We start from the raw sequence: 25,445 nt of genomic DNA, 5'->3' as shown, positions 1-25,445 counted from the left end.
CTAAAATCTCCTTTGTTCCTGGCTATAACTTGCTTGCTCTACAATGATTTTCTCTTTCGCCTTGGCCAAAATATCAGCCTTGAATTGGTCTGGGTCAATTGCAGAACCAATTAGTCGCTGCCATTGTCCGTTCTTTTCAAGGTCTTCAATGACTTTCTTGTATTGGTCAGTGTCTTGGACAATACTTTCGAAGGCTTGTTTCATACTCTCATTGAAGACTGGTGAAGGTGACCATACAGCCTGATCTTTCACCTCAATATCAAGTGAAACCAAGTAGACTTTCTGTTCACGACTGGCATTTTGATTGCGGAGAGACCATTGTAATTGTTCCAATAATTCTTCCGCATAGGTATTCCACCAGTAAAGCGCTTCTTCATTTCCGTCTGTCAGGAAGGTCATGCGAGAAATCACATTAACTGCCTCATCTTTTGCGAACATGATATGTTCATGCAAGGCTGTTTCAATGGTGTTACGTAAGGTATCTAGACTGTTGACTGGACCTAGATCACGAGTTGAATGTTGAAATTGCCATTCAGCTGTTTCAATAAATTCTAATTCAGCTGGGACGCCCTTAGCTAAGTTAACGATTAAGGCGCCTTTAGCCCCGTCTTCCTTGAAGCTAGCCCCTTGAATATTTCCGGGGTACACCATAGCTGGATTTTCATAGATCACTTGTCCTTTATGAATGTGACCGAGCGCCCAGTAGTCATAGCCATGACTAGCTAATTGACTTGGGTTAAAAGGTGCATACCGCTTTTGCCCATCAGTAGATGAATTGTCTCCGTGTAGCAACCCGATGTGGTAGTCGACTAAGGTGTCACGATTCGGATAGGCTTCTGAACGGTCTTCTGAAATCCATTGCTGGTCATAAGAGAAACCTGTGATAGCGACACTTTCCCCAGCTGGTGTTGATAGGTATTTCGTTTCAGGTTCGGCCCCGAAAATATAGACATTCTTAGGTAATTTCAAGCGGTGATCAGCGTCAGCATCGAAGTCGTGGTTACCGTAAATCATGTATACTGGAATATCCGCGTCAGCTAACCGTTGCATCCCATTGGAAAAGGCAAATTGCGCACGCAAAGTAGCCCGCGCCCCGTGGTAGATATCACCGGCAATTAAGAAAAAGTCTACTTGTTCATTAATTGCTGTTTGAATTAAGTTGTCGAATGAATTTAAAGTTGCTTCTGATAAAGCATGTTGCAAGTAATCGTCTTTGATTGGTAAATTTTTGAAGGTCTGGTCCAAATGCAAATCTGCTGTGTGTATAAATCTCACCATATTGATTACTCCGTTCATAAATTTATTGGCATTTTGCTTAGAAATTGTTAAATTGCCTTATTCTTATTTTAACATACAGACCTGAAACTTGTGAAAGATGACGCCGTCTTAAAGGATTTTAAAGAATCTAAAACTTGGCAAAATAACCATAAAAAAGAGCGAGATGATCATCTCGCCCTCTTTTAAGCTTGAAGCCTCTGTTAAACTAGCTTCGCCTTTTAATTTAATTTTTCCAATCAGCTAGAACTACGCTTCTGTTTGTCCTTCTGCTTGTTCTGCTAGTGATTGGTATACTTCGTTGATTGGACCAGAAACACCTTTGTTAATGTCTTCAACTAGAGTGTTTAAAGCACGTTCTTTATCCATCAAACTAGAAATTACTTCGTTGTTCGCTAATTTTTCTTGTAATTCGTTGGCATTTTTTTCATCTTCTTCAGTAATTTCTTGCCCTAATTGGGCTTTGAATTGGAAGCTTGATTGTAATGCACGGAATTCAGTGTAGATATCGAATGCTTCTTGGTCATTTTTTAATGCTTCAACAGCTGCTACTAAATCTTTGTAAGCTACTTCTTCACGGATGTCGCGTTCTAATTGGTTAATTGTATCGTAAATATTTGACAAAATGTTCACTCCTCAAAAATGTTCTTAGGACCGTGACAGTTGAGTCACGTCCTTAGTTGCTATTTAACAATAGTTATCATATCGAGCGTCAGGCGACTTGATGTCGCGCCGCTTCTTTTCAACTACATTTTCCAATATAACATGCTTTCAGAATCATTGAAAGCCAAAAGGGGTGACCTATTGTCCGCCAAATAATCCTTGGAAGAATTCTTGTACAGAATCAAGGACTGATCCGCCCTCTGATTCACTTTCAGACGTTGATTCCTCAGACGATGACTCTTCAGTTGCTGCAGCTTCTTCAGATTGAATTTGATTGTACTCATCGTAAGCCGATTGTACGGTAAATTCAGTACCTGGGCTAGCATTCAAGACACCATCTAGGATGTCTGAGAAGGCCAATTTAGATGATCCTTCTGACTGATACCATAAGTAAGTATCTTCATCGGTATCATCAAATCCAAACCATGTGGCAATGACCACATCTGGTGTATAGGCAATATCCCATTCATCTTTGTTTCCTGAAGAGAAGTTTGCAGATTCAGCTGAACCTGTCTTACCAGCAATCTCGTATCCTTCAGGTTCCATAGTCGAACCAGTACCACCTTCATCGTAAACAGACATTAGAATAGCAGTCATCTCGTCTGCTACTTCTTCTGATACTGCTTGGTTTTGAACCGGTTCTTGTTCTTCAACAACTATATTTCCTTGTTGGTCTTCAATTCGGGTAATATATTGACCTTCAGAACGCACCCCACCGTTAGCGAAAGCAGAATAGGCAGAGGCCATTTGCAGTGGCGATACCCCTCCATCCCTGAATGAACCTAAAGCTAAACTCAAGTTCTTATCGGCATCACTATATGGAATCCCAAAGTCATCTAATTTGGATACGGCTGCATTCACACCGAGCTCATTCATCAACCAAACAGCTGACGTATTTTTCGACTTAGCTACGGCATCCCATAGTAGGATTTCCCCCACAGATTCAAAGTTCCAGTTTTCAGGCGTATAGTTATCGGTCCCGTAAGACTGTACTTCATCAGGGATGACAGATTGAGCAGTGTAGCCATTTTCCAAGGCTAGGGCATAAACCAATAATGGTTTGATGGTTGAGGCTGGGCTTCTTGAAATTTGTGTCGCCCGGTTAAAGCCTCTAAATGAATAGTCGCCGGTACCACCGACTGAGGCCATTACCCCACCAGTTGCTGGGTCCATCACAACGGACGCTGATTGGGCCAATTCACCAGATGGCGACGTTGGGAATAGCGATGTATTCTCATATGAAGCCTCTAATGCCGTTTGGTAAGTTTGATTTAAGTTGGTATAAATCTTATAATTACCGTTCATAATATCTTCTTCAGATAAGCTGTATTTATCGATTGCCTCATTGATTACCGCATCGAAGTAATAAGGATAAGCATAGGTATCGCTAGAGGTGTCATTGTTCATTTGCACCAATTCTGTATTGATCGCGGCATCGACTTCCTCTTGTGTGATGAATTCATTATCGGCCATTAATTGTAAAATGGTATTACGACGTTCCACCGTCGCATCATAATCATCCACTGGGTTATACAGGGTTGGTCCTTTCAAGGCACCGGCAATGACCGCTGCATTATCAACAGTCACCTCGGATGCTGACACCCCAAAGTATTTCAAGCTGGCATCCTCTACTCCATAAGCACCGTTACCGAAGTAGGCATTATTTAAATACATTTCTAAAATTTCATCTTTTGTATAATTCTTCTCGATTTCAAATGCCAAGAATAACTCTTTTAACTTACGCATCAAGGACTGGTCATTGTCCAAAAAGGCATTCTTCACTAATTGCTGGGTAATGGTTGACCCACCTCCGACAATTTGTCCACTTGTTAAATAACCAAAAGCCGCACGGGCAATCCCAATAGGATCAAACCCCAGGTGGTCATAAAATCGTTTATCCTCTGTTGAAATGACCGCATCTTGAATATTGGTCGATATATCTGCCAATTCAACATAGGTACCGGCATCATTGGATATTTCACCAGCATACTCGCCGTCTTGGTCATAAAACTCCGTTGTTACTTGCAGTTTAGCAGGCAGGTCACTCACATCAGTCGTTTTGGCCCCTATCAGTAAATAGGATTCCAAGACAAATCCAAAAGCCAAGATGATCAAAATCAACCATCGGGTAATCCGATATCGTTGCCACAAGCTACGGAACTTTTGCCACAAAGTGGGATTTGAATCATCCGAATACATGTCTCGATCATTCGATTCAAAATTATTTCGCATTGTTTTCTTCCTATCTTATTTGTCTACATTATTTCCATTTTTCATTACTATTTTACCAAAAATCCCAGTCAATCACTCGGACTCTGGTTGGATATTGCAAAAAATGTCTGGCCTAAAAAGCGATCAGGCGAACATTTCAACCTATTCTCGCACGCAGTAAAACAAAGCACAATAGGATGAAGCGATTGTTAACATAAATTTAGTAAGATAGCAAAAAGTAACTAGCATTTTCTATTACAAAATTGCCAGCTACTTCCCTCATTCAAATGAACATTTATTTTTCAGACAGTATCAAAATAAAATATCCTGACCCAGTCCGGTCGCTGTCCATACCACTTGACGAATAGATAGAGAAGTCTTGAACCACCAAGGTAGCCGTATAAGAATCAGATTCTTGGCTAAATGTCGCTTGGTCAATCGTTAAAGAAATATTCTCCGCTTCCGTTAAATCCTCAAGTCCAGATAGGTCAAAAGTTAACACTTCACCGCTATCCTTATCGGTTACTTGTAAACTGGTTACGTCCACTATTTCGTGACTAAAGTTCTTTCCTAAAGCCGTAAAAGTCACCGGGCTATCATAGGCATTCAATAAGACCAATTCACCGCCACCACTACTTGTAAAAGCAGTTGAAGACCCTTCGTCAAAGTTTAAGTGGGCTGAGAAATAATAACTATCTGAATAGCCATAGTCATAGTCATAATCATCGTCCGTATCAACTCCGTCAAAGGCCCGCAAGTCCTGGTAGACATCAAAATCTTCTGGTATTGACGACACCCGCCCTAATTCATTGTACTTATCTAAATATCTCAGCGATTGCTTCATTTTCTGGACCGTCGTTTCATCCAACTGTTCCACATTTTCAGGCGTTAATTGCAATTGGCCGTGCGTTATCAAATCAGGATAGTCAGCAATAATATCGTTGACTATTTTCCCTTGGCTAGCCACTGACACAGAAATCGCATCAACTGGTGGCATCATAGCCACAAATAAACCAGCCGCCAACACCAGTGGCAACCACTCATTTTTGATCAGGTATAAAACCGCCCCAACAGCTGAAATCGAGCAGAAGAGCATCAACATATACCGACTCATGGTCACCCCATATACATTAGAATAGATGACTGACCGGTAAATTTGAAATACCGAGGCAATCAGAACTGCCACCGCATAAATCTGAGTAAACCGGACCACAAAAGGCCGTTGAATCGCCGCTACCAGGAAGAGGACCATCCAGCCCACCACCAAGTAGGACACCATCACAATTTCAATCGTAATATCCGTCCAATTCCCCAATGTCGAGAAGAAATAGATGAAAATAATCACCGTATACACCGTTACAATTGGGATAAATATTTTGGTTAAAAGGATATCTAAGAATTTGCTGACATCAGATGACATCTTGCCTTCTTCTTCAATAAAAGGTCGGATGAATACCGACTGCTGAGACAAGATATACCAAGGAAAGAAAATGTATATAAGTACTGAAAAGATATCCCAATACAATTCACCCTCAACATTAGAGATTAGGATGGACCAACCACCCAAGACCAAGCTAATACCGATCATTAAGATACCGGTATAGACCGCCGACACAAAGAAAGCCTTAAACCAAATCCGGAAACTCTGAGCAAAATCAAGTCCTTCATTTTTAATGGATGGTAGCCAAATAATCAATAAAGTCAGCAAGAACATGGCAATATTGGTTCGGGTAAACAAGTGACTAGAGTAAAAATCCTCCGTCCGACTGGCAAAGAAGTAATAAACGACTGCCCCGAAGCCGGCCACACCTTGAAGACCAAGCGTCTGAACCCGACTGCCAGCTTTTACAAAACGCTCATAGGCCACCTGGACCACAGTTGCCAGCAACATGCCGAACGTACTCGCATAAATCCCCACCTCAGCCATCATCGTTGGTTGGTCGTAAGGCATACGATTCACATACATCGACAGCGCAGCCGCAATAAACCCAAACACGACCACCATCGGAAACCGTAGTAAACTACCCTTCCACTCATCTAGAGATTGAAACCTCCGTATCATCAGCACCTCCCAAATAGATTTTTAAATCGCTTTCTTCTTTATCTATTATACCATTGAGATTATAAAAAGTAGCATCATACAGTAGAAAATAGGAAATTTTACAAAATAGAAAAGCGTGATTAGGATTTGTTTGTCCTAACCACGCTTAGTTGGATTAATCTAATTTGTCATTTTCATAATGGTGGGTCAACTCTAGCTTATTAAAAGATTGTTGACGTTGTACTTCATAAATCACCAAGGCCGCACAATTTGATAAGTTCAATGAACGCACATGGGTATCATCCATTGGAATACGAATGCATTGGTCTTCATGCGCACGCATAAAAGCTTCCGGCAATCCTGTTGTTTCTTTTCCAAACATCAAGAAGATATCTTGGTCTTGATCATTATTACCATAATCAATATCTGAATACACATGGTTAGCAAATTTTGTTACTAAATATAATTGGTTGTCGCCTAGATATTCCATGAAGGCGTCTAGATTCGCATGGTAAGTAATATCTACAGCATTCCAATAGTCCAAACCAGCACGTTTTAAATGCTTGTCATCTGTTTTAAACCCTAAAGGCTCAATCAAATGTAGGTGGGTATCAGTCGCTGCACAAGTACGGGCAATGTTTCCTGTATTTGCTGGAATTTCTGGTTCAAATAATACAATATGGTTAGTCATTATGTCGCTTCTTTCTATATAAATACTGTTTTCATCACGTATATGAAACCAAATGGCTTCTTTCGCCCATTAATTATATCATATTTGAAAGTTATTCGGTCCCTTCTAATGATTGCCTTCATTGCCTTTTTATCTACACCGGTTCTAAATTTTGTTATGATACTCTTTAGAAAAAAAGAAAAATCATCGCCGTTATATGCAATTACATCTAAATCGGTTTGAAAGGATTGACTATGAAAGACAGTAAAAAACACACTAGCACGACCAATTGGGGGCTAGTCTTTGTGATGGCTGGCGCTATGACTGCGACTCTAATCGGTTCAGGTTTTGCGACCGGTCAGGAAATTATGCAATACTTTGTAGCCCACGAATGGACAGGCATTTTAGGGGTCATCGCCACCTTCCTAACAGTAGGCTTTTCAAGCGATGCCTTCTTTAAAGCAGGTTTAGCCAGCAAAGAAAACCTAGATAGTCCAAATGACGTTTTCAAGGTATTTGCCGGTGATAAAATCGGTGGCTTGTATAAATATATCGCCTTAATCACCCTATTTTTAACCTATGCCGTAATGGTTGCTGGCGCAGGTGCCACCGTCCAACAACAATTTGGTGTCCCCGTATATATAGGATCTGGTTTCATGTATATGACTTCCGCCCTAACCGTGATGTTGGGTATGGACAAAATCACCAGCATTTTAGGAAATATTGGCCCTACGATTGCCGGTTTTGCCATTGTATTAGGTTTACTCAGTTTATCCACTAATAACGGTGACCTTGGTCAAGCTTCTGGCATGGTCCAAAATGCCGTAGCTTCGGGCACTATTCAAGCTGCCTCTGGGAATTGGTTGGTGTCCGCTTTAAACTATGTGGGCTTGATCATTATGTTAAACGCTGGTTTTATTGCTCAAATTGGTATTCAAGCCAATAACCAGACAGAAACGAAGGCAGCAGCTCTTTTCTCATCTGGGATCTATGCCCTAGGCATTTTCATCTTGTACATGGCTTTTATGGGGGCATTCTCACTGGTTGCGGGTGTACAAGTACCGACTTTAACCATCGCTAACCAACTTCATCCTTGGCTTGGCTATGCCTTCATTGTGATCATCCTAATGGCGATTTACTCGACGGTTGTGTCCATGTTGTGGAATGTGGCAGCATCCGTAACGTCTGATGGCACAATAAGTAATAAGTTAGCGACGGCCGTTTTAGGTTTCATCGCGACGGCAATCGGCTTATTTCTACCTTTTGACCAACTTGTTAATATCGTCTATGTGGTGGCTGGTTATTTTGGGATTGTTTTCTTGTTTATGATGATTTGGCGTGCTTTAACTAGACTATTAGCCAAATAATAGGTGAATTTGGAAATTGTTTTTTTCGTGGTATAATGTTTTTGATATGAATATTAAATAGAAAGAAGGATGTTTCCATGAAAATTGGTATACCAAGAGAGATTAAGGCGCAAGAAGACCGCGTTGGTTTAACGCCTGGTAATGTACGAACTTTGGTCAATAATGGCCACGAAGTATTGGTTGAAGCGGGTGCTGGTGTCGGTGCTGGCTTTACGGACAGCGAATATGCTTCAGCCGGTGCGCGTATTGAAGATCAACCAGCGACAATTTGGGCCAGCGAGATGGTCATCAAAGTCAAAGAACCGCTAGCGTCTGAATATGACTACTTCCACGAAGGCTTGATTCTATTCGCCTACTTCCATTTAGCGCCAGAACTTGAACTAACTGATGCCCTGTTAGCCCATAAAGTAACGGCTATCGCCTATGAAACCATGGTGGAAAATGGCAGCCTACCCCTACTAACACCTATGTCTGAAGTTGCTGGACGAATGGCAATTCAAATCGGTGCCCACTACCTAGAAAAACAAAACGGTGGTTCTGGTATCTTACTTTCAGGTGTACCAGGTGTTGCATCCGGTCACGTCGTTGTCATTGGAGGTGGTACCGTTGGTTACAACGCAGCCAAAGTAGCTGTTGGCATGGGCGCTCGCGTAACGATTTTAGACGTCAATACTGGTCGCCTTGCCCAAATAGAAGACATCTTAAACGGCAAAGTCACTACCCTAATGTCCAACGAAGAAAACATCCGTCAAGTCATCAAAGACGCCGATGTTGTCGTTGGGTCTGTATTAGTCACTGGTCGTCGCGCGCCGGTACTCGTATCCGAAGAAATGGTTCAGACGATGAAAGCTGGGTCAGTATTGGTGGATATCGCCGTTGACCAAGGTGGTAACTTTGAAACCACCCACCCAACAACCCACCAAGACCCAGTCTATGTAAAACATGGGGTAACCCACTATACAGTAGCCAATATCCCGGGTGCAGTACCCCGCACTTCAACCCTAGCCTTAACCAATGCCACAATGAAATTTGCCAACCAAATCATTAACCAAGGTGTAGAAGCAGCTGCCAAGAACAGCGAAACCATTCTAACAGGCATCAACGCCTACCAAGGTCACCTGACCCACGAAGGTGTAGCCGAATCACAAAACCGTGATTACACACCATTTCAAGACCTACTAAGCAAATAAAATAAAGCTGTTATCAGTAACAAAAAACCGCCATTTCTGAAAAGAATAGCGGTTTTTTTAATCGATAAATTTGATTAAGCTTGCAAATTCTATTCACACACATCTTGTATGACAAATAGGTATCTTAAAACGTTTTTGACCATTATTAAACAATTAACCAAGCTACCAGCATCACACCTGTGCACATAGCTTTGAAAGCAATCTTGCGTTTCAGATATTCATTTTTAAGATTGCCCCTGCCTATTCAAGACGGACCATAGTCGTTGAACACAAAGAACTAGCACAACCAATTGCAAATACTTCTATATAAAAGGAAGATATTTTTAGCATGCACATTAGACATTACAAACTGTTTATCAAAAGTCTAACGTGCAAATACAGCAGTTCTTTTCAGGAAGTTTTGCGTTCTTTCTTCTTGCGTGTGATCAAAGACTTCTTCAGGTGTCCCTTGTTCAACAATGACGCCATTTTCCATAAAGATGACTCTATCCGCAACTTCATAAGCAAATTGCATTTCATGGGTCACAATGACTAAAGTAGACCCACTTTGTGCAACATCTTTAATCACTTCTAAGGTTTCCCCAACTAACTCTGGGTCTAAGGCCGATGTTGGTTCATCAAATAGAATAACTTCTGGGTTCAGGGCTAAAGCGCGCGCTATCCCTACCCGTTGTTGTTGCCCACCTGAAAGTTCATGTGGATAGTGGTCCTCTTTCCCTTCCAAGCCAACCTTAGCTAAGAGGTCACGCCCTTTTTCTGTCGCTTCTTTCTTAGGCACTTTACGAGCAATCACTAAACCTTCAATGACATTTTCCAAAGCCGTCCGGTTTGAAAATAGTGCATATTGTTGGAAAACCATAGCCGTTTTCTTACGAATATCTAGAATTTCCTTCTTAGAAACTTTTTCAAAGTCTACTTGTTGGTCACCAATTTTCAGATACCCTTTATCCGCACGCTCTAAAAAGTTTAAGCAGCGTAGGAAGGTAGTCTTCCCTGAACCAGATGGACCAATAATGACGACCACCTCGCCTTGGTTAATGGTTAAATCGATCCCTTTAAGGATTTCATTTTGATCAAATTTTTTGTGGATGTTTTCAACCTGTATCATAGGGCACTTCCTTTCACAAATTTTCTAGTGTAGTTGCGTTCAAATAATTGCGATACTTGTTCCACTGTAATCGACAGCGCCCAGTAAATGACGGCTGCTGCGATATAAGATTCTAGGAAGGTATAGCTTGTTGTCGCTGTAATTAAAGCCGCGTTCAAGACAGCGACCACCGAGACCAAGGATACCAATGAAGATGCCTTGATTAAGACGATTAATTGGCTACAAATCATGGGTAAGGCGATGGGGATCATTTGTGGGAAAATGACCCGGGCAATGGTTTGAAATTGGGTTAAACCAATGGATGCCGCTGCGTCCCATTGGTCTTTTGGAATGGCAGATAAGGCACCACGGAAAATCTCCGAAATGGAAATGGTTGCCGTGAAACTAAGGACAAAAATGCCAATGTATTCACGGTTGATATCTGAAAAACGTATCGGCCAGCTTAAGCTAGTGGCTACTTGATCGAACAAGTCTGAGAAAAGTAGGTAAGCAACCATTAAACTTAGCACAACTGGTACCCCTTTTCCAATGGTAATTAAACCAGCAAGAAATTGGCTTAAGACAGGCACTTGGAAGAAACGTGCCAGTGCGATGAGTAGGCCAAAGATCATCCCTATGAATAAGGGAATGAAGGCCAAGCGTAAGGTGACTGGGATAAATGGAACGGCCGCTTTAAAGGCTTCTGCTATTGCTGTAAAATCGATGGGCATTGTGGCGCCCTCCTTTCCTTATTTGGTGTAGTCAGCGCCAAGGATTTCAATGGAAAGATCTGATAAAGTCCCTTCTTCTCGTAATTCTTTGATAGCTCCGTCTACGGCTGTTTGTAATGCTTCATCACCTTGTTGGAAGACGTAGTAGATACCCGCACTTTTTAGGGCTTCATCTGAGGCTTGTAGGTTGATATCAAATTGTTCGTTGTATTTATCAGCGTCAAATTTTGTTAAAATGGCTGCGTCTGCTGTTCCGTTTTGTAGACCAGAGACCAATAATTCACCATTCACTTCACTGTAGACAATTTCTATGGTATCGTCATTTTCAGCGTTATAGGTCTCTAAAATATTGGCCACCTCGCTAGCTGGGGATGCAAATACCTTTTTGCCTTTAAGGTCATCTAAAGATTGGTAAACTTGACCGGTAGATTCATCGGCTACGATATGGTGGGCGTAATTGTTGTAGGCTTCTTCCCCGTATAGGTATTTGGCCCCGCGCTCGTCGTTATAAGCGTAGTTGTGGGCTGCAAGTTGGACCTTGTCGGCTGAAAGTGACGTTAAGATATTTTTGAAGTCCATAGATTCATATTCAAAGTCGTATTGGTCTAACTTTTCGTCCACTGCCCGCAAGACTTCAATATCATAACCTTGTAAGTCTTCATTTTCATCTAGGTAAACAAAGGGTTGGTAAGCATTTCCTGTTCCCACAATAATGGTTTCTGCATCTGGATTAGCTGTGGCTTCTTCATCAGTTGCTTCAGCTGATCCGCAAGCTGCCAGTAAAAAGGCTGAGGCAATCCCCGTTATTAAAAACTGTTTTTTGAATCTTGCTTGTATCATTTTCTTCATATTATTAATCCCACTTTCTCACTTTTATTGTGTATAATCATCGCCTAAATATTCGATGGATAATTCTGCTAAAGTTCCTGCATCAATCAACTCTTGTAAGGCACCGTCAACAGCCTCTTTCAGCTCTTCATCAGCCTTGTCATACAAGAAGTAGGTTTTTGATACCGAAATCGGTTCAGAGGCAATTTCTAAGTTGGCGTCGAATTGTTCATTGTATTTGTTGGTGTCGTATTTAGTTAAGATTCCTGCATCAGCGGTCCCGTTTTGTAAACCTGAAACAAAGATTTCACTGGCACTTTCGTTATAAATAATGGAGATTTGTTCATCTGCATTTTCATGTTCACTATTATATTGTTCCAATAAGTAAGCCACGTTAGATCCTGGTGAAGCGAATACTTTCTTCCCTTGTAGGTCATCTAAAGTTGCATATTGCTCGTCACCTGCAATGTTGACAATATATAGGGTATAGTCGGTATAGCCCACTTCCCCGTACAGGTATTTCTCCGCTCGTTCATCATTGTATTCATATTGGTGGGCCGCTAAATCAATCTTCCCAGCTGACAATGAGGTCAAGATATTCTTGAAATCAGATGACTCATATTCAAAACTGTAGTCGTCTAATTTTTCATCAATCGCTTCAAGGACAGCCACATCATATCCTGTTAATTCACCATTTTCATCTAAGTAAACAAATGGTTGGTAGCCATTCCCTGTTCCAACGACAACTGTCTCTGCTTCTGAATTCGATGCTGCTGCGCCTTCATCCGTTGCTTCAGCTGACCCGCAAGCTGCAAGGACTGCTGTTGCTGCAAAAGTTAATAATCCCCATCGTATAAAAGTTGGTTTTTTCTTCATTAATAGGTCTCCCCTTTTCCACTTTTAAGTGTATATGTATTCCTGAATAATTCATAGCTCTAAATTTAAGCTATTTTTTTGAACAAAGTGCCTATATTTAAATTAGGCAGATACATTCTTCCAAAATAATGTGTTTTCGAACAGGATATATACGGAAGAAGGCTGTAATAAAAATTATTTGTCTATTTAAGGGCAGACTGACCCCTTGGAAAAATAGGTTAAAAATTTTTACGATAACTAGCCTAAATCCATTGCCTAGATCGCCGTAGGCGTTCAAAAACCTTATAAAATTCAGTTTGATACACATGATAACTCGACAGTTTGAGATAGACTTGTCTACCTGTTTTAACGAGTTTTCCGGCAACTTTAAGCAATGTCAATCGTATAGAATGAATCGTCATCCCCCGATTGACTTGTTCAAATCCAATGGTCTTTAAAAAATTGACGAGGTTGTAAGCCAGGACACTGATCATCATTCTGACATGATTTTCCAGGAAACGCGGACTATCTGTTTTGTCAAAATAAAAGCCTGATTTCGCTTCTTTGATGAAATTTTCCATTGTTCCACGCTTGCCGTAAAGAGAGAATATGACTTCAGGCGAGACATTATCGGATAGATTCGTCACAATGAATGCGTGGTGAAAAAGAAGCTCTCCTGCTTCACGGATTGATCGAATACAAACGCGACGGGGTTTTGACCAGGATTGTGCTTGATAAGGGAGTGAAAAATACTGTATTTCTCGGTCTTCCCATTTTTTATTATCCCCATAAAGAACAGAGTGTTCAGCTAACTGACTTAACCTCCGATTGCTCTTTAATCGGATAACGTACTGGCTTTCAGTTGCTTCACAAGATTCATACACCTCTGGTGTGGCGAAGCCGCTGTCACCCCGAACCAATATCTCGGTATGAGGTAACGTGCTCTTGTAGTGGTGTAACAGCGGGTCGATAAAGGCTTTTACCCCTTTAGACGTGTACTGATTGCCTGAACGCAGTTCAGCTTTTAGGAAATCTCCGGTCAATCCGTCAAATGCAACTAATGGGTGATAGCCGTAGGTTTGATAATGGGCATTATAATCTGTTTGTTCTTGGCGTCCAAAGGTATCCGAATGTGTGGAATCGACATCAATGATTAACTCGGTGTCATTGCGAATCAAACGCGCTTTATCAATCAGCGACTGATTTAATGCTTGGAGTTGATCCATGTTCTCCTCGGTGAAACGATCTAAAAACCGAGAGATTGACGATTGTGAGGCCAACTCTTTTTTACCGAGTACAGCTTGAAAGACTGGATCCTGTCTTAATAGATTAGCTGATGAGTCTGCCGAGTACCCAGCAATTAACTGCATAATGAGTTGTTCTAATATCGCTAAGTTATCATGTGTGAAGTAAACACGTTTGTCTTTAATATGGAGCCACTGTTTAGCTACGTGTGAAAAGTCGAAGGTATTCATCACCTCTTTAACTAAGACCAAACCCGAATCACTCGATAAGCGACCACCTGTATGTGAAATAGTCAAATTTGAATTGAATTTTACCTGGTTTTTGTGTAAGCTAGTCATGAGAAGAACTCCTTTCTTTTGGTTGGTTTCGACACCTTTACCATATCAGAATGGGGTTCTTTTTGCATCACTTAACAGGTGAAAATGAAAAAGTAAATGAAGACTGCCGTTAGGCAGTTTCAGACGGTTTGAAGTCAAAGTATGAATTATTCAGGGTATTAAATAGTTCATCATTTTTAATTAAAATCTCTGGATCAAGTCCAGCTTGTGTCACTTCTGTTTTCGCTTTCGATTGGAATTGGAATCGTTTAGTTAACCAAGCAAATACCCGCTCCAAGACGATAGATAAGACGATGAAGATGATGGCTGCCACGAAATACCCTTCAAGCGACCGATACGTTAAGGCTGCTAGGGCCCGAACCTTCCCAATCACATCGATAACCCCTAGTGAGAAGGCCAGTGACGTGTCTTGTAATAGGCTAACGATCATGGTTCCTGTAGCAGGAATGGCGATCCGTACCGCTTGTGGCAAAATGATTCGCCGGTAGGTTTGCAGTTTGGTCAAGCCAACAGAGGCTGCCGCTTCCTTTTGGTCGGTTGCGACACTTGAAATTGCTGACCGGAAGATTTCTGAGAAAAAAGCCGCCGTGTTCAAACCGTATGTAATGTAAACATAGTCAATCTTTTCAATATTGGCTAAAGCCGTAAAGACAATGGGTAGCCCGTAATAAACTAAGAACAATTGCACTAGAATTGGCGTTCCTCTGATGAAAGACACGAACACCTGACTAATTTGTGACAAGACTGGCACTTTTTCAATTCTCACAAAAGCAATGGCCAAGCCGAGTACCAATCCGACTGCAGTGGCCACTGCCACAATGGCTAGTGTCGTAGGGAGTGCGGATAATATTTTCGGGAAAAAGGATACAACATATTCCCATTTAAAAAATTCTGACATGAGTTTTTTCCTCCTATTTGTTGGAACCGTTTAGTCGGCTATTCAGCCATCACTATCATTTCATTCACTAACATTTCAAATCATTAAATGGTCAGATCTTGGTAGGCATAATGAGGCGCTTCAACCCGAAGGACGCTTTCGTCAAACCGTTCAGGAATCAAGACCTTATACAAAGAAACGCCAATATCATTTGGATCCTCTCTTGTGCCTAAGACTTGGTAGCCATTTCTTAAATACATATCTAGTAACCATGGATGTCTCTTACCAGAAGTTCCTAAGACATAGGCTGGTGCTTTTAAGGTTTTCACCAAGAATTCCTCTTCCACTTGTTTCAGGAATTTCTTTCCAATCCCTTGTCCCTTAAATTCGTTCGCAGTCGCAAACCACCACAAGAACGGATAATGTGAAATGGGGCTGTTATTTTCCCAGGGTTGTCGAATCGTGATTGTTGAAATTAACTGGTCATCCCGCTCTAACACTAAAGCAATCCCCGTTTCAATATTTTCAGAGACCGATTCTAACGTAGCGTTTGTTGACGGCCAATCAATACCCAAATCCTTCACCTCTTGGAATGACTCTTGAATAAGGGCTAAATATGCTGGTGCGTCCTCTTTAGTAGCAATTCTTATACGATCTTTTCCCATCTTACTTCCTCCTTAATAACCTCATGGCCGATACGGCTGGTAAATCTATAAAGTTGTTCATCAATTCGATTGGTTACACTGTCTTCGATGATAAAATCTCTACCATCTTTCACAACCTTGTCTTGCGTCGCAAAGGTTGACTGTAACAATTCTTCTGTACCCAGTTCCTTCAAGACAGGCTCCAGAGCATATTGTAAGGCCAACAAGTGGTGTTTCGACCCACCTAATCCCAAGCCATAAACCACCTTGTCCTGCAACGCCTTTTTTGGCAATACATCAAGATATGCCTTTAAAATCCCTGAGTAGCTTCCTTGGAAGATTGGTGTAAATACCAAAACCCCATCTGAATTCAATACCTGTTGGTTGACCGCTTGAATCGTCTTATCCGTATAGTCCGCCGTCATCAAAGCTTCGGCTGGCAACATATGGACCTGAATCACCTGCGTTTGAATCTTATATTCGAATAACACCTGCTGGGCATAGGCCACCAAACCATTTAGTCGTGAAGATAATGAATTTGCGCCTACAATTAAAGTTACTTTTGTCATATCCTTACCTCTTTCTTTGGTGATTGCTTTCACTGATTTCATACATCTAGATATTTTTTTTAAATGAAAATCCCTCCCTAATAAACAACCTTGTCTATTAGGAAGGGGCGATTGGTTAACAATCGCGGTGCCACCCTTATTCAAATTGCCCTCGCGAGCAATCTCTTATCCAGTAAATACCTTACATACTGAAAGAAATAACGGTCCCAACCGTCCAACCAGCTTTCACTGACTAGATGCTCAGAGCTCATTTTCATTACCGGTAAACATCTGATTTCACCAAATTCAGACTCGCTGTGGATTACCTGCATAACTACTCTACTCATCAAAGCAATTGGTTATAAAAAAGATTTGCAACTTTTGCTTGCAGTAAATTTAACAAATCTCATGCATCTGCATCAATATTACTGCCTAGGAAAAACAATCAATAAATGCACTTTCGTCTGATCACCTTTTTTTGAAAAAGGTGAAAACCCCTTATCCCACTTAGCTTTTCATCCGATTATCATCTTCTTCTAATCGTTAACCGCTATCATCACTGATATAGAAGTGGCAAAAATAGCGATCAAAAAATCGTTAACCGCTATCATCACTGATATAGAAGTGGCAAAAATAGCGATCAAAAAAGGGTACATAAAATACAAAAATTGTATTCCATGTACCTTTTAAGCAAATCTTATTCATTAATAAACACCCTAATATCAGTATTTGTCAGACTTTGGACAAAAAAACTTGATAAACTTTTCCGGTTATCATTTGACCTGAATAAGCGATCAATAGTAAGCACCTATCAAAAATGACCTAAAAAAAGACATAATCATTAGTGATCATGTCTAAGTTATAAAATATTTGTCTTTTAAAATTTAGTTTTCCACCATAAAAAAATCAGTCATGTTCTTTAATAGTTTTTACTTAATTAAGTAGCCTATTAATCTCTACTAGAAAGAGTTTCAGACGGAGCTTACCTAGCATGCCCACTGCTTTTTAAGGCAATGATAGATAAAGTATAAGCCGAAATCTTACTTAATTACTGGTTCAAATTATTGTTCTGAAGGATTTTCGAAGGCTGGTACTAAGTGACCACTTGCAGCTAGTTCTTCTAAGTAGTCATAGACTTCTTGTGAGGTGAAGGCTGCTTTCAATGCTTGAATTTTTTCTGAATCTGCATTGCCTTCACGAGTTACGATTTGTACGGCAAAACGGTTAGAATCATCTTCTTCAAGGAATAACGCTTCTTCTGGTGTTAAACCAATTTCTGAAATATAAGTTGGGTAGTTAAAGACTAAGTCCACACCATCTTGATACGAAGCATTTAAATTCAACAAGTCGACAAGGGTAAAGCTTAGGTTTTTATCATTTTCCGTAATATCATCAACTGTTACAAAACTTTCATCCGGTACGTCAATCAAACCTTGAGCGTCTAAAATATGTAAAGCACGCGCTTCATTGGTCATATCACTTGGAATAGCCACTTCTGCGCCATCTTCAATATCCTCAATACTTTCATATTCTGGTGCATAGAAACCAACGACAGCATTGTAAATCGGTTGAATAGCTACTAAGTCACCGTTACGTTCTTCATTGAAAACTTCCATGAACGGCTCATGTTGGGCAAATGAGGCATCTGCTTCATCATTTAAAACTGCTTCGTTGTATTGAATATTGTCAGAAACTTCTACCAATTCAATTGTGTAGGGTTCTTCCACCACTTCAGCAGCCAATTCCACGATATCAGTCATTGGTGTCGTATGAGACGCCACTTTGATTACTGTATCTTCACTTGAAGCTGCTGATTCAGTCGCCGTTGACTCAGCGCTCTCACTCCCGTTCCCACATGCCGCAAGCAACAAACCTGCTGATAATACCCCTGTAAACAATAAACCTTTCTTCATACATCTTACCTCCAAATTTTTTTTGTAAAAAGATTACCTTATTTTAAGCTGGCGCCAACTTAAGGAAAATAAAGCTATTTTCCAATGAGTTGTGCCTTAACAACCACTCACTTAACGGTGGTCGACTTTCTTAGCTAGTTTAAGTCCTAACCACTGACAAACTTGTACAATCACGATAATCAAAACGATAGCCGTGTACATCATGTCGGTTTCATAACGCTGGTAGCCATAGCGAATGGCGAAGTCACCAATTCCCCCTCCGCCGACAACCCCCATAATGGTCGAATAGGAAATAAAGGACACAAATGCCGTCGTATAGCCAATAATTAAGGACGATTTGGCTTCAACGAAGAGGAACTTGGTCACCAATTGCCAAGTGTTGGCCCCTAAAGCATCGGCCGTTTCAAGAACACCGCGGTCAACGTCCAGTAAAGACTGCTCAACAAAGCGGGCATATAGTGCGACGGCAATCACCATCATTGGAAAGGATGCCGCCACTGGGTCCCCGGTCGCTCGGCCGTAAGTCGCTCGAATCAGAGGTTGCATAGAGACAACCAATAGTAAAAATGGGAATGACCGGATAGTGTTGATGATAAAGGATAAGACCTGATAGACCAGCTTATTTTCTCTTGGATTGTCCTCATCGGTTAAGAATAAAATTGTTCCTAGAGGTAGGCCTAAAATAATTGCTGCCAGCATGGCAAAACTCATCATAATCCCTGTTTCCCCAAGACTTTCAATGATATCGGGTAGAAATTCGATTAACCGTTGACCATATTCTTGTAGGTTATTCATTGCCTTCAAGCACCTCCAATACATGGTCAGCGTAAGACTGGTTTCCGTCTGAAATAGCCTGGATACCTGGCTTAACTGTTACTACTTGACTGACTTGCCCTTTTTCTAAAATGGCCGCCCGTTGGCATAATGCCTTAATGACTTCAAGCTCGTGGGTCACCACAATCATGGTCATAGGATAGGCTTTATGGGCAGCTTTTAATACTTTCACAATCTCGCCAGTAGTTCGGGTATCCAAGGCTGATGTCGGTTCATCGGCCAATAAGATTTTCGGGCGGGTAATTAAGGCTCGAGCAATCCCCACTCGTTGTTTTTGACCACCTGATAATTGACTTGGGTAGTGGTCTTTTTTATCTGCTAAACCCACAAAAGCCAAGACCTCATCCACGGTTAAGGGATCATCGTACTTGTGCAAACTTAAGGGTAAGGCAACATTTTCGCCCACTGTTTTATTGTTTAATAGATTAAATTGTTGAAAGACCATACTGATGTCTTTTCGAAATGCCCGCAAGTCTTTCCCAGTTAAGTCATTGACTAGGACATCATCTACTAGAACTTGTCCAGAGCTGGGCTTTTCTAGGGCATTAATAAACCGCAACAAAGTCGATTTACCAGCCCCGCTCTCCCCAACTAAGCCAAATATTTCTCGAAATTGAATATTTAAGCTTACCTGGTCTAACGCTTGTATGCGGTTACCATTATTGACGAATTCTTTGGCCACTTGCTTAAATTCTATCATGTATCTCGTCACCTTCTTCTATATCATGTGTACCATATTAACAGCATTTTACGTCGGTGTCTAGACTGTTTTACTGTTACAATTTAAAGAGAAATCTGTTATATAACTATTCATACAGATAGCAAAAAAGGCCGAGAAACTAAGTCCTCGACCATTAAAAATGCATATGCTAGTTTTCAATTCATTTATCCTAGTCTAAGAACGGTTTCCTTTTTCCAAAAAAGGTTTTAAAACACAATTACTGGTAACCCTACATAAGCTAATTCATATACTTTAGCCATGGTTTGTGGTGGTGTATTAATACAACCTAAAGACCCATTTTGTTGATAGGCGTCGCCACCAAAGCTTGATTGCCAGTCGGCGTCATGGATTCCTTGGCCCGTAAAGTCAAAGGCCATCCAGTAGTCTACGGGTACCGCATAATCTTTTTCTGTTCTTGGGTTATACCCCTTCAATACTGATGGATTTTCCATATTCCAAATCTCATAGGCACCTGGAACCGTGTCAGTACCGGTATTCCCGCTAACGATATCAGTAGCAATTTTTTGTTCGCCATCAATATAAACGAACATCTTTTGCTTGCTTAAGTCTACTTCTATATAAGAAGTACCGAAGAAGTCATCTTGGTTATAACCACCACCCCAGATATTTGGTTGAATCACTGTATCCTCACCCGCAAGGACTGCTTCCGCAACCAATTGCGTCGTCATTTCGCGCTCGATATACCAACCATAAATACCTGGTGTAACCGTCACTTCGCCTGATTCAGTAGATTGGAATTGGTGGTCTTGGTTTAACCCAGCATTTTCCACATTCCACTCGTATAAGTATTGATCAATCGCCTCTTCATCCACTTGGACTTTTCCTTGATCATCTGTACTTACCCATGCCGCTAGCGTTTCACTTGGAATATTCACCACTTCATCTTCAATTTGTATGCCGATACTTGCTGATAAAATACCCTCCAATTCAGCTTTAGCCGTTTGAATAGCCTCTGAATCGCTAGTCACTTCTGGTCTCACGTAAGCATCCGCTAAATCTAGCTCACTTGTTCCTGCTTTCACCTTTGACAAAACGGCATCCGCCAATGAATCTGACGTGACTTGGTTACCCTGTGTTTCAGGCACCACTTCTACCGTCCTTGTTTCATCATTGATGACTACTTGTGCACTTGTTGATGGTGTTGCACCTTCTTGATCAATGTCTAACTGGTCAAAGTAAGACTTGAATGCCTCACGGTCAACAGTCCACTCATTACTTTCGTTGGCATCCACAGACTTTAAAGCATTGCTAATAAATTCAACCGGCCATGTGAAGGTCGCTTGTTGATTTAGCATGTCATCAAAAGAATCATTTTCTGCTGGTTGAAAGCCAGCTTCTTGTAAATTCATGGTAGCCACTTCTTGACCTTGGTCAGTAATTTTCATGGTACGTTCATTGTTGGACTTGGCTACTGCAGCTTCCGCGTCAGCCTTTGTCATCCCACTGACATTTACATTAGAAACAGTCGTTGCTGGTAAGAAATGTGATTGATAATAATACACACCTACACCGTAGCCCACTATTAATAATGCTAAGACTGCACCCAATACCCACATCGAAACTTTCTTCATTCAATTATCTCCCTTCCCAGTTGACGCTATTAAAGCTTTAACCTATTGTACCTTATTTCTTGTAACATTTCTGTAATATTTATTCAATTTATCATATTTTTAAAAATCAGCTCCGATTGACAAGCCCCTCATTGACAAAATAACCACCCCTGTGACTATAAAAAAACTAGTCAATCACTCAGTCAGCTTATTTTTTTCTTTTCTTGTTACGACCAAATAATAGGTCCACTAAGATTGTGCCCAAATAGCCCACAACAAGCGTTGTCAAAATAAAGTAGACGCTAGCCAAGGAAGCCATCTTGGTATCAGTAGACCACATATCTTCTTTAAAAATAAAGAAAGTAATGACACCCACAAGCAGGAATACCACAACCTTCAATAGGATACTTTTGATACTGACCCTCAAATTATTGTCGTCTAATTCATCGTAGTTGTTCCCTTGTAAGCCACTGATTTCAATTTTATAGATATTTCGAAACGAATGGTCGTCCTTGGTTCCTTTACGGTTTACATCATGTTTGTTCATCGTTTGCCTCCCAAACCTTGCCCTACTTTACAGTTTTTAAACAATTCAGTCTTGTGCGATTGACTGTGTTATATAACTTTAATAGAAAGAAATTCCAATTTACTTCAAACCTGTCTTTTAAATGATTGTCTAGAAAACATCCGCATTTCTTTCACTAACATCAATTAAAAAATTTCTTTGACACACCTAGTATCTTATTTAAGACATTGAATAGCGTTTGGCCATGGCGCATCATGTAAATTCGTGTTGTCATTAGGTCACTCTCCTCTGTTTATCTATCAGTTGTCATGAGGATGAACTACAACGCCATTAAAATGGCGTGTTTCTAGGAACACTCATGACTTGTTCCACTTATTTCAAAGCAAAACAGCGGTCTAAGCTATTTAACTAAGGCCTGTTCCAGGCCAATATTTAATATATTTTTAGCTGCGTTGATATCTCTATCGTGATGCATATTACACTTCATACAAGTCCAATGACGTATATTTAACGCTTTTTTACCGCTATCATACCCGCAATTAGAACATTTCTGGGATGTCTTGTACGGATTAATAGCTACAAATGTCTTATCGTACATTTCGCACTTTGCCTCTAGGATTGTTCTAAACATCCGCCAGGATTGGCCAGCGATTGAACGGGCTAATTGATGATTTTTCATCATATTAGTCGTCTTTAAATCCTCTAGAACGATAACGTCATAACTTTTAACCATATCGGTTGTGATTTTATGCATGTAATCCTTGCGGATGTTTTTGATACGTTGATGAATACGGGCCACTTGGCGTTTGGCTTGCTGGTAGTTTTTCGCATCCGCTAAAGCTACACCGTTCTTTTTGGCTTGTAAACGTCTACGGGCCATTCGCTTTTCCCAATAATGTAATTGCTTCTTATAAGACAAATGTAGTCGCTGACTTTGATATTTTTGACCATCAGACGTAATAGCTAAATCACTTACACCTAAATCGACACCGACTACATTTCCTGTTTTGGGCATTGCTTGATTATCGCTTGTGACCAAAAGGGAGATATAGTAGTCGCCACTAGGTGTATATTTTACGGTGACAGATTTTATGCGTTCATTCTCAATATGAAGAACACTTGACTTACATTTTATCCAACCTAATTTGGGTAATTTGATATACCGCTGATTGTCATTTAAACGAATGTTGTTGCCACGTATGGTACTTAAATACGACTGTCTGGTGTTCTTCCTTGATTTGAATTTTGGGTATTTTGAATAACCTTTAAAAAAACGAACAAAAGTTTCGGATAAGCGTTTAACACTACATTGAACAGCTACGCTATCAACTTCACGCAACCAGGGATATTCCTTCTTCATTTGTGGAATAAGAGAGGATAACGCATTATAAGATAGCATTTGAAGGTCAGGATTGTTTTCGTACCGCGCATTCAACATGGCCAACATTTCGTTCCAGATGAATCGGGTATGACCAAAGGTCATATGAATTAACTGACGCTGTTTTTCGTTAGGATAGATTTTACACTCAATTCCTTGATACATGTTTTCACCCCCTTGCGTTTATAGATATATTATACCATACGTATGACACTTGTTTATAGCGATAACAATTACTATAATTTAGTTGAAGAGGCGTTTACATATGATTGTAAAAACAAGGACAAATGTCTATGATTTTAATTTCCATTTGGTTTGGGTAACAAAGTATCGTAAAGAAATATTTACGACCATTGAAAAAAAAAAAAAACGCCATGCAAGATATATTGACGCATATTTGTGATGAACACGATATTGTCATCCAATCGCTGCAAGTTATGCCTGACCATATCCATATGTTGATTTCGTTCAACCCTAAACATGCCGCAAGTAGTATCGTCAAAACACTTAAAGGGAAATCTGCCCGTCTATGGTTCAAAGCATATCCAGAAACAAAAGCAATGTTATGGGGTGGCCATTTATGGACACCTAGTTATTTCATGGCAACAGTAGGTAGTATGTCTAAAGAAACAGTCAAAAAGTATATAGAAAATCAATTAACGGAATACAATGACGGTCGCCCTAGAACTTGATTCATCCATGTAATGAATTACACGGTTTTCTCAAGGGGCGACTTTAAATAAAAAATGCTATTTTATTATAAATTTGTTAGAATATACTTAGAGCTATGACTACAGGAGGGTAAATGATGAGCTTTAAACCAATGAGTGAAACTGTTGATTTTGATGTGATTAAGTCACATGCAAAGTTAACTGATGAAGAGAATGCAATTAAAGAAGCGCGCGATAAAGAACTACGCGCAATTATGTCTGGTGAGGACGACCGTTTCTTATTAATTATCGGCCCATGTTCCGCTGATAACGAGGAAGCAGTAGTTGAATATGCACACCGTTTAGCCAAGTTACAAGAAGAAGTGAAAGATAAAGTCTTTATTGTACAACGTGTTTATACCAACAAACCACGTACAAATGGTGACGGTTATAAAGGCATGTTACACCAACAAGATCCAACTGGTGAGACAAGCCTAATCCGTGGTATGAAAGCTGTCCGTAACATGCACCGTCGTGTCATCGCTGAAACAGGTATGACAACGGCAGACGAAATGTTATACCCAGATAACTTACAATTTGTAGAAGACTTAGTATCTTATCACGCTGTAGGTGCCCGTTCTGTTGAAAACCAACAACATCGTTTCGTTGCTTCTGGTTTAGACTGCCCTGTTGGTTTAAAAAACCCGACATCAGGTAACCTGACTGTGACCTTTAACGCCTTACATGCGGCGCAAAAACCACAAGAGTTAATGTATTCAGGTCAAGAAGTATTAACAAGTGGTAATCCTTATGCCCACGTTATCCTACGTGGTGGTACCCTTGAAAACAAAGAAGTAGTGCCAAACTACCACTATGAAGACCTAAACAAAACCATCAGCAACTATAAAAAAGAAGACTACCGTAACCCATTTGTTGTGATCGACACAAACCATGACAACTCTGGTAAAAACTACTTGGATCAAATCCGAATAGTTCAAGAAGTCTTACAAAACCGTCAATGGAACGAAGACATCAAAGCTTACGTTCGCGGTTTCATGATCGAATCATACTTACAAGATGGCCGTCAAGAACCAGGTGGCGACGTATTTGGCCAATCAATCACTGATCCATGTCTAGGTTGGGAAAAATCAGAACAATTGGTTCGCTACATCGCCGAAAATGTTTAAACTCATATAATAACAAACAAAAAACGAGCTCATGAATTTTTTAATTCAAGTAGCTCGTTTTTTTTGATTAAATTCGTAAACTGATGGATACTTCT

22 protein-coding genes, 1 pseudogene and 1 other annotated feature are annotated in these 25,445 nt (G+C 40.5%); of the genes and pseudogenes, 4 read left to right on the top strand and 19 right to left on the bottom strand.

Annotated features, from left to right (window positions below; translation table 11 throughout):
• From AWM76_RS02955 to trmL, 5 genes are all read right to left on the bottom strand, one after another.
• On the bottom strand, positions 1 to 1,278 hold the full coding sequence (locus tag AWM76_RS02955; RefSeq protein WP_039935443.1) for a metallophosphoesterase family protein: 1,278 nt from the start codon (positions 1,276 to 1,278) through the stop codon (positions 1 to 3).
• A gap of 246 nt (positions 1,279 to 1,524) precedes the next feature.
• The gene (locus AWM76_RS02950; protein ID WP_003142351.1) at positions 1,525 to 1,908 is read right to left on the bottom strand and encodes a YlbF family regulator; all 384 of its coding nucleotides are present in this window, start codon (positions 1,906 to 1,908) and stop codon (positions 1,525 to 1,527) included.
• Positions 1,909 to 2,076: 168 nt separating this feature from the next.
• Positions 2,077 to 4,170, bottom strand: a complete 2,094-nt coding sequence (locus AWM76_RS02945; RefSeq protein ID WP_003142352.1) for a transglycosylase domain-containing protein — start codon at positions 4,168 to 4,170, stop codon at positions 2,077 to 2,079.
• A 274-nt stretch (positions 4,171 to 4,444) separates the two neighbouring features.
• Positions 4,445 to 6,211 carry a DUF4153 domain-containing protein gene (locus AWM76_RS02940; protein ID WP_003142353.1) on the bottom strand — a complete coding sequence of 589 codons (1,767 nt, stop codon included), beginning with the start codon at positions 6,209 to 6,211 and terminating at the stop codon, positions 4,445 to 4,447.
• Between the two features lie 154 nt (positions 6,212 to 6,365).
• Complete coding sequence (trmL, locus tag AWM76_RS02935) at positions 6,366 to 6,881, bottom strand: tRNA (uridine(34)/cytosine(34)/5-carboxymethylaminomethyluridine(34)-2'-O)-methyltransferase TrmL (RefSeq protein WP_003142354.1); 516 nt, start codon at positions 6,879 to 6,881, stop codon at positions 6,366 to 6,368.
• 233 nt (positions 6,882 to 7,114) lie between these two features.
• Between trmL and AWM76_RS02925 the strand changes: the two genes are divergently transcribed.
• Both AWM76_RS02925 and ald read left to right on the top strand, forming a co-directional pair.
• A complete protein-coding gene (locus AWM76_RS02925; RefSeq protein WP_003142356.1) occupies positions 7,115 to 8,227 on the top strand; it encodes a YkvI family membrane protein in 1,113 nt (370 codons plus the stop codon).
• A 77-nt stretch (positions 8,228 to 8,304) separates the two neighbouring features.
• Positions 8,305 to 9,417: an alanine dehydrogenase gene (gene ald / locus AWM76_RS02920; protein WP_003142357.1), complete on the top strand. Its 1,113-nt coding sequence runs from the start codon at positions 8,305 to 8,307 to the stop codon at positions 9,415 to 9,417.
• A 364-nt stretch (positions 9,418 to 9,781) separates the two neighbouring features.
• On the opposite strand, the gene AWM76_RS02915 is transcribed toward ald, so the two are convergent.
• The 14 genes from AWM76_RS02915 to AWM76_RS02850 form a co-directional block, all read right to left on the bottom strand.
• The gene (locus AWM76_RS02915) at positions 9,782 to 10,525 is read right to left on the bottom strand and encodes an amino acid ABC transporter ATP-binding protein (RefSeq protein WP_003142358.1); all 744 of its coding nucleotides are present in this window, start codon (positions 10,523 to 10,525) and stop codon (positions 9,782 to 9,784) included.
• Entirely contained in the window at positions 10,522 to 11,235 is a 714-nt protein-coding gene (locus AWM76_RS02910) for an ABC transporter permease subunit (RefSeq protein WP_060779334.1), read from the bottom strand. Before AWM76_RS02910 ends, AWM76_RS02915 begins: the two co-directional genes overlap by 4 nt.
• An 18-nt stretch (positions 11,236 to 11,253) precedes the next feature.
• Positions 11,254 to 12,084 carry a transporter substrate-binding domain-containing protein gene (locus AWM76_RS02905; RefSeq protein WP_003142361.1) on the bottom strand — a complete coding sequence of 277 codons (831 nt, stop codon included), beginning with the start codon at positions 12,082 to 12,084 and terminating at the stop codon, positions 11,254 to 11,256.
• Positions 12,085 to 12,108: 24 nt separating this feature from the next.
• Positions 12,109 to 12,939: a transporter substrate-binding domain-containing protein gene (locus AWM76_RS02900; protein WP_003142362.1), complete on the bottom strand. Its 831-nt coding sequence runs from the start codon at positions 12,937 to 12,939 to the stop codon at positions 12,109 to 12,111.
• Between the two features lie 242 nt (positions 12,940 to 13,181).
• Entirely contained in the window at positions 13,182 to 14,501 is a 1,320-nt protein-coding gene (locus AWM76_RS02895) for an IS1380 family transposase (protein ID WP_003140845.1), read from the bottom strand.
• Positions 14,502 to 14,610: 109 nt separating this feature from the next.
• The gene (locus AWM76_RS02890; RefSeq protein ID WP_060779333.1) at positions 14,611 to 15,399 is read right to left on the bottom strand and encodes an amino acid ABC transporter permease; all 789 of its coding nucleotides are present in this window, start codon (positions 15,397 to 15,399) and stop codon (positions 14,611 to 14,613) included.
• Positions 15,400 to 15,482: 83 nt separating this feature from the next.
• Entirely contained in the window at positions 15,483 to 16,043 is a 561-nt protein-coding gene (locus AWM76_RS02885) for a GNAT family N-acetyltransferase (RefSeq protein ID WP_003142802.1), read from the bottom strand.
• Complete coding sequence (locus AWM76_RS02880) at positions 16,025 to 16,591, bottom strand: NAD(P)H-dependent oxidoreductase (protein WP_039935775.1); 567 nt, start codon at positions 16,589 to 16,591, stop codon at positions 16,025 to 16,027. The genes AWM76_RS02885 and AWM76_RS02880 overlap by 19 nt, the downstream gene beginning before the upstream one ends.
• A gap of 100 nt (positions 16,592 to 16,691) precedes the next feature.
• Positions 16,692 to 16,929 (bottom strand) — a binding site (T-box leader).
• Between the two features lie 702 nt (positions 16,930 to 17,631).
• A complete protein-coding gene (locus tag AWM76_RS02875; protein WP_003142798.1) occupies positions 17,632 to 18,483 on the bottom strand; it encodes a MetQ/NlpA family ABC transporter substrate-binding protein in 852 nt (283 codons plus the stop codon).
• A 111-nt stretch (positions 18,484 to 18,594) separates the two neighbouring features.
• Positions 18,595 to 19,278, bottom strand: coding sequence for a methionine ABC transporter permease (locus AWM76_RS02870; protein ID WP_003142796.1), 684 nt, complete (start codon positions 19,276 to 19,278; stop codon positions 18,595 to 18,597).
• Complete coding sequence (locus tag AWM76_RS02865) at positions 19,271 to 20,017, bottom strand: methionine ABC transporter ATP-binding protein (RefSeq protein WP_003142795.1); 747 nt, start codon at positions 20,015 to 20,017, stop codon at positions 19,271 to 19,273. Before AWM76_RS02865 ends, AWM76_RS02870 begins: the two co-directional genes overlap by 8 nt.
• Positions 20,018 to 20,244: 227 nt before the next feature.
• Complete coding sequence (locus AWM76_RS02860) at positions 20,245 to 21,630, bottom strand: L,D-transpeptidase family protein (RefSeq protein ID WP_003142793.1); 1,386 nt, start codon at positions 21,628 to 21,630, stop codon at positions 20,245 to 20,247.
• 187 nt (positions 21,631 to 21,817) lie between these two features.
• Positions 21,818 to 22,156, bottom strand: coding sequence for a hypothetical protein (locus AWM76_RS02855; RefSeq protein ID WP_003142791.1), 339 nt, complete (start codon positions 22,154 to 22,156; stop codon positions 21,818 to 21,820).
• Positions 22,157 to 22,535: 379 nt separating this feature from the next.
• A complete protein-coding gene (locus AWM76_RS02850) occupies positions 22,536 to 23,678 on the bottom strand; it encodes an RNA-guided endonuclease TnpB family protein (RefSeq protein ID WP_060779332.1) in 1,143 nt (380 codons plus the stop codon).
• A gap of 100 nt (positions 23,679 to 23,778) precedes the next feature.
• Between AWM76_RS02850 and tnpA the strand changes: the two are divergent.
• Both tnpA and AWM76_RS02840 read left to right on the top strand, forming a co-directional pair.
• Positions 23,779 to 24,205 (top strand): annotated as a pseudogene (tnpA, locus tag AWM76_RS02845) (IS200/IS605 family transposase).
• Between the two features lie 116 nt (positions 24,206 to 24,321).
• The gene (locus AWM76_RS02840; RefSeq protein ID WP_039934582.1) at positions 24,322 to 25,350 is read left to right on the top strand and encodes a 3-deoxy-7-phosphoheptulonate synthase; all 1,029 of its coding nucleotides are present in this window, start codon (positions 24,322 to 24,324) and stop codon (positions 25,348 to 25,350) included.
• Positions 25,351 to 25,445: the final 95 nt, after the last annotated feature.

It is taken from the genome of Aerococcus viridans (genome assembly GCF_001543285.1).
GTDB classification, from domain to species: domain Bacteria; phylum Bacillota; class Bacilli; order Lactobacillales; family Aerococcaceae; genus Aerococcus; species Aerococcus viridans.
This window is presented reverse-complemented; position numbering and strand designations above follow the sequence as displayed.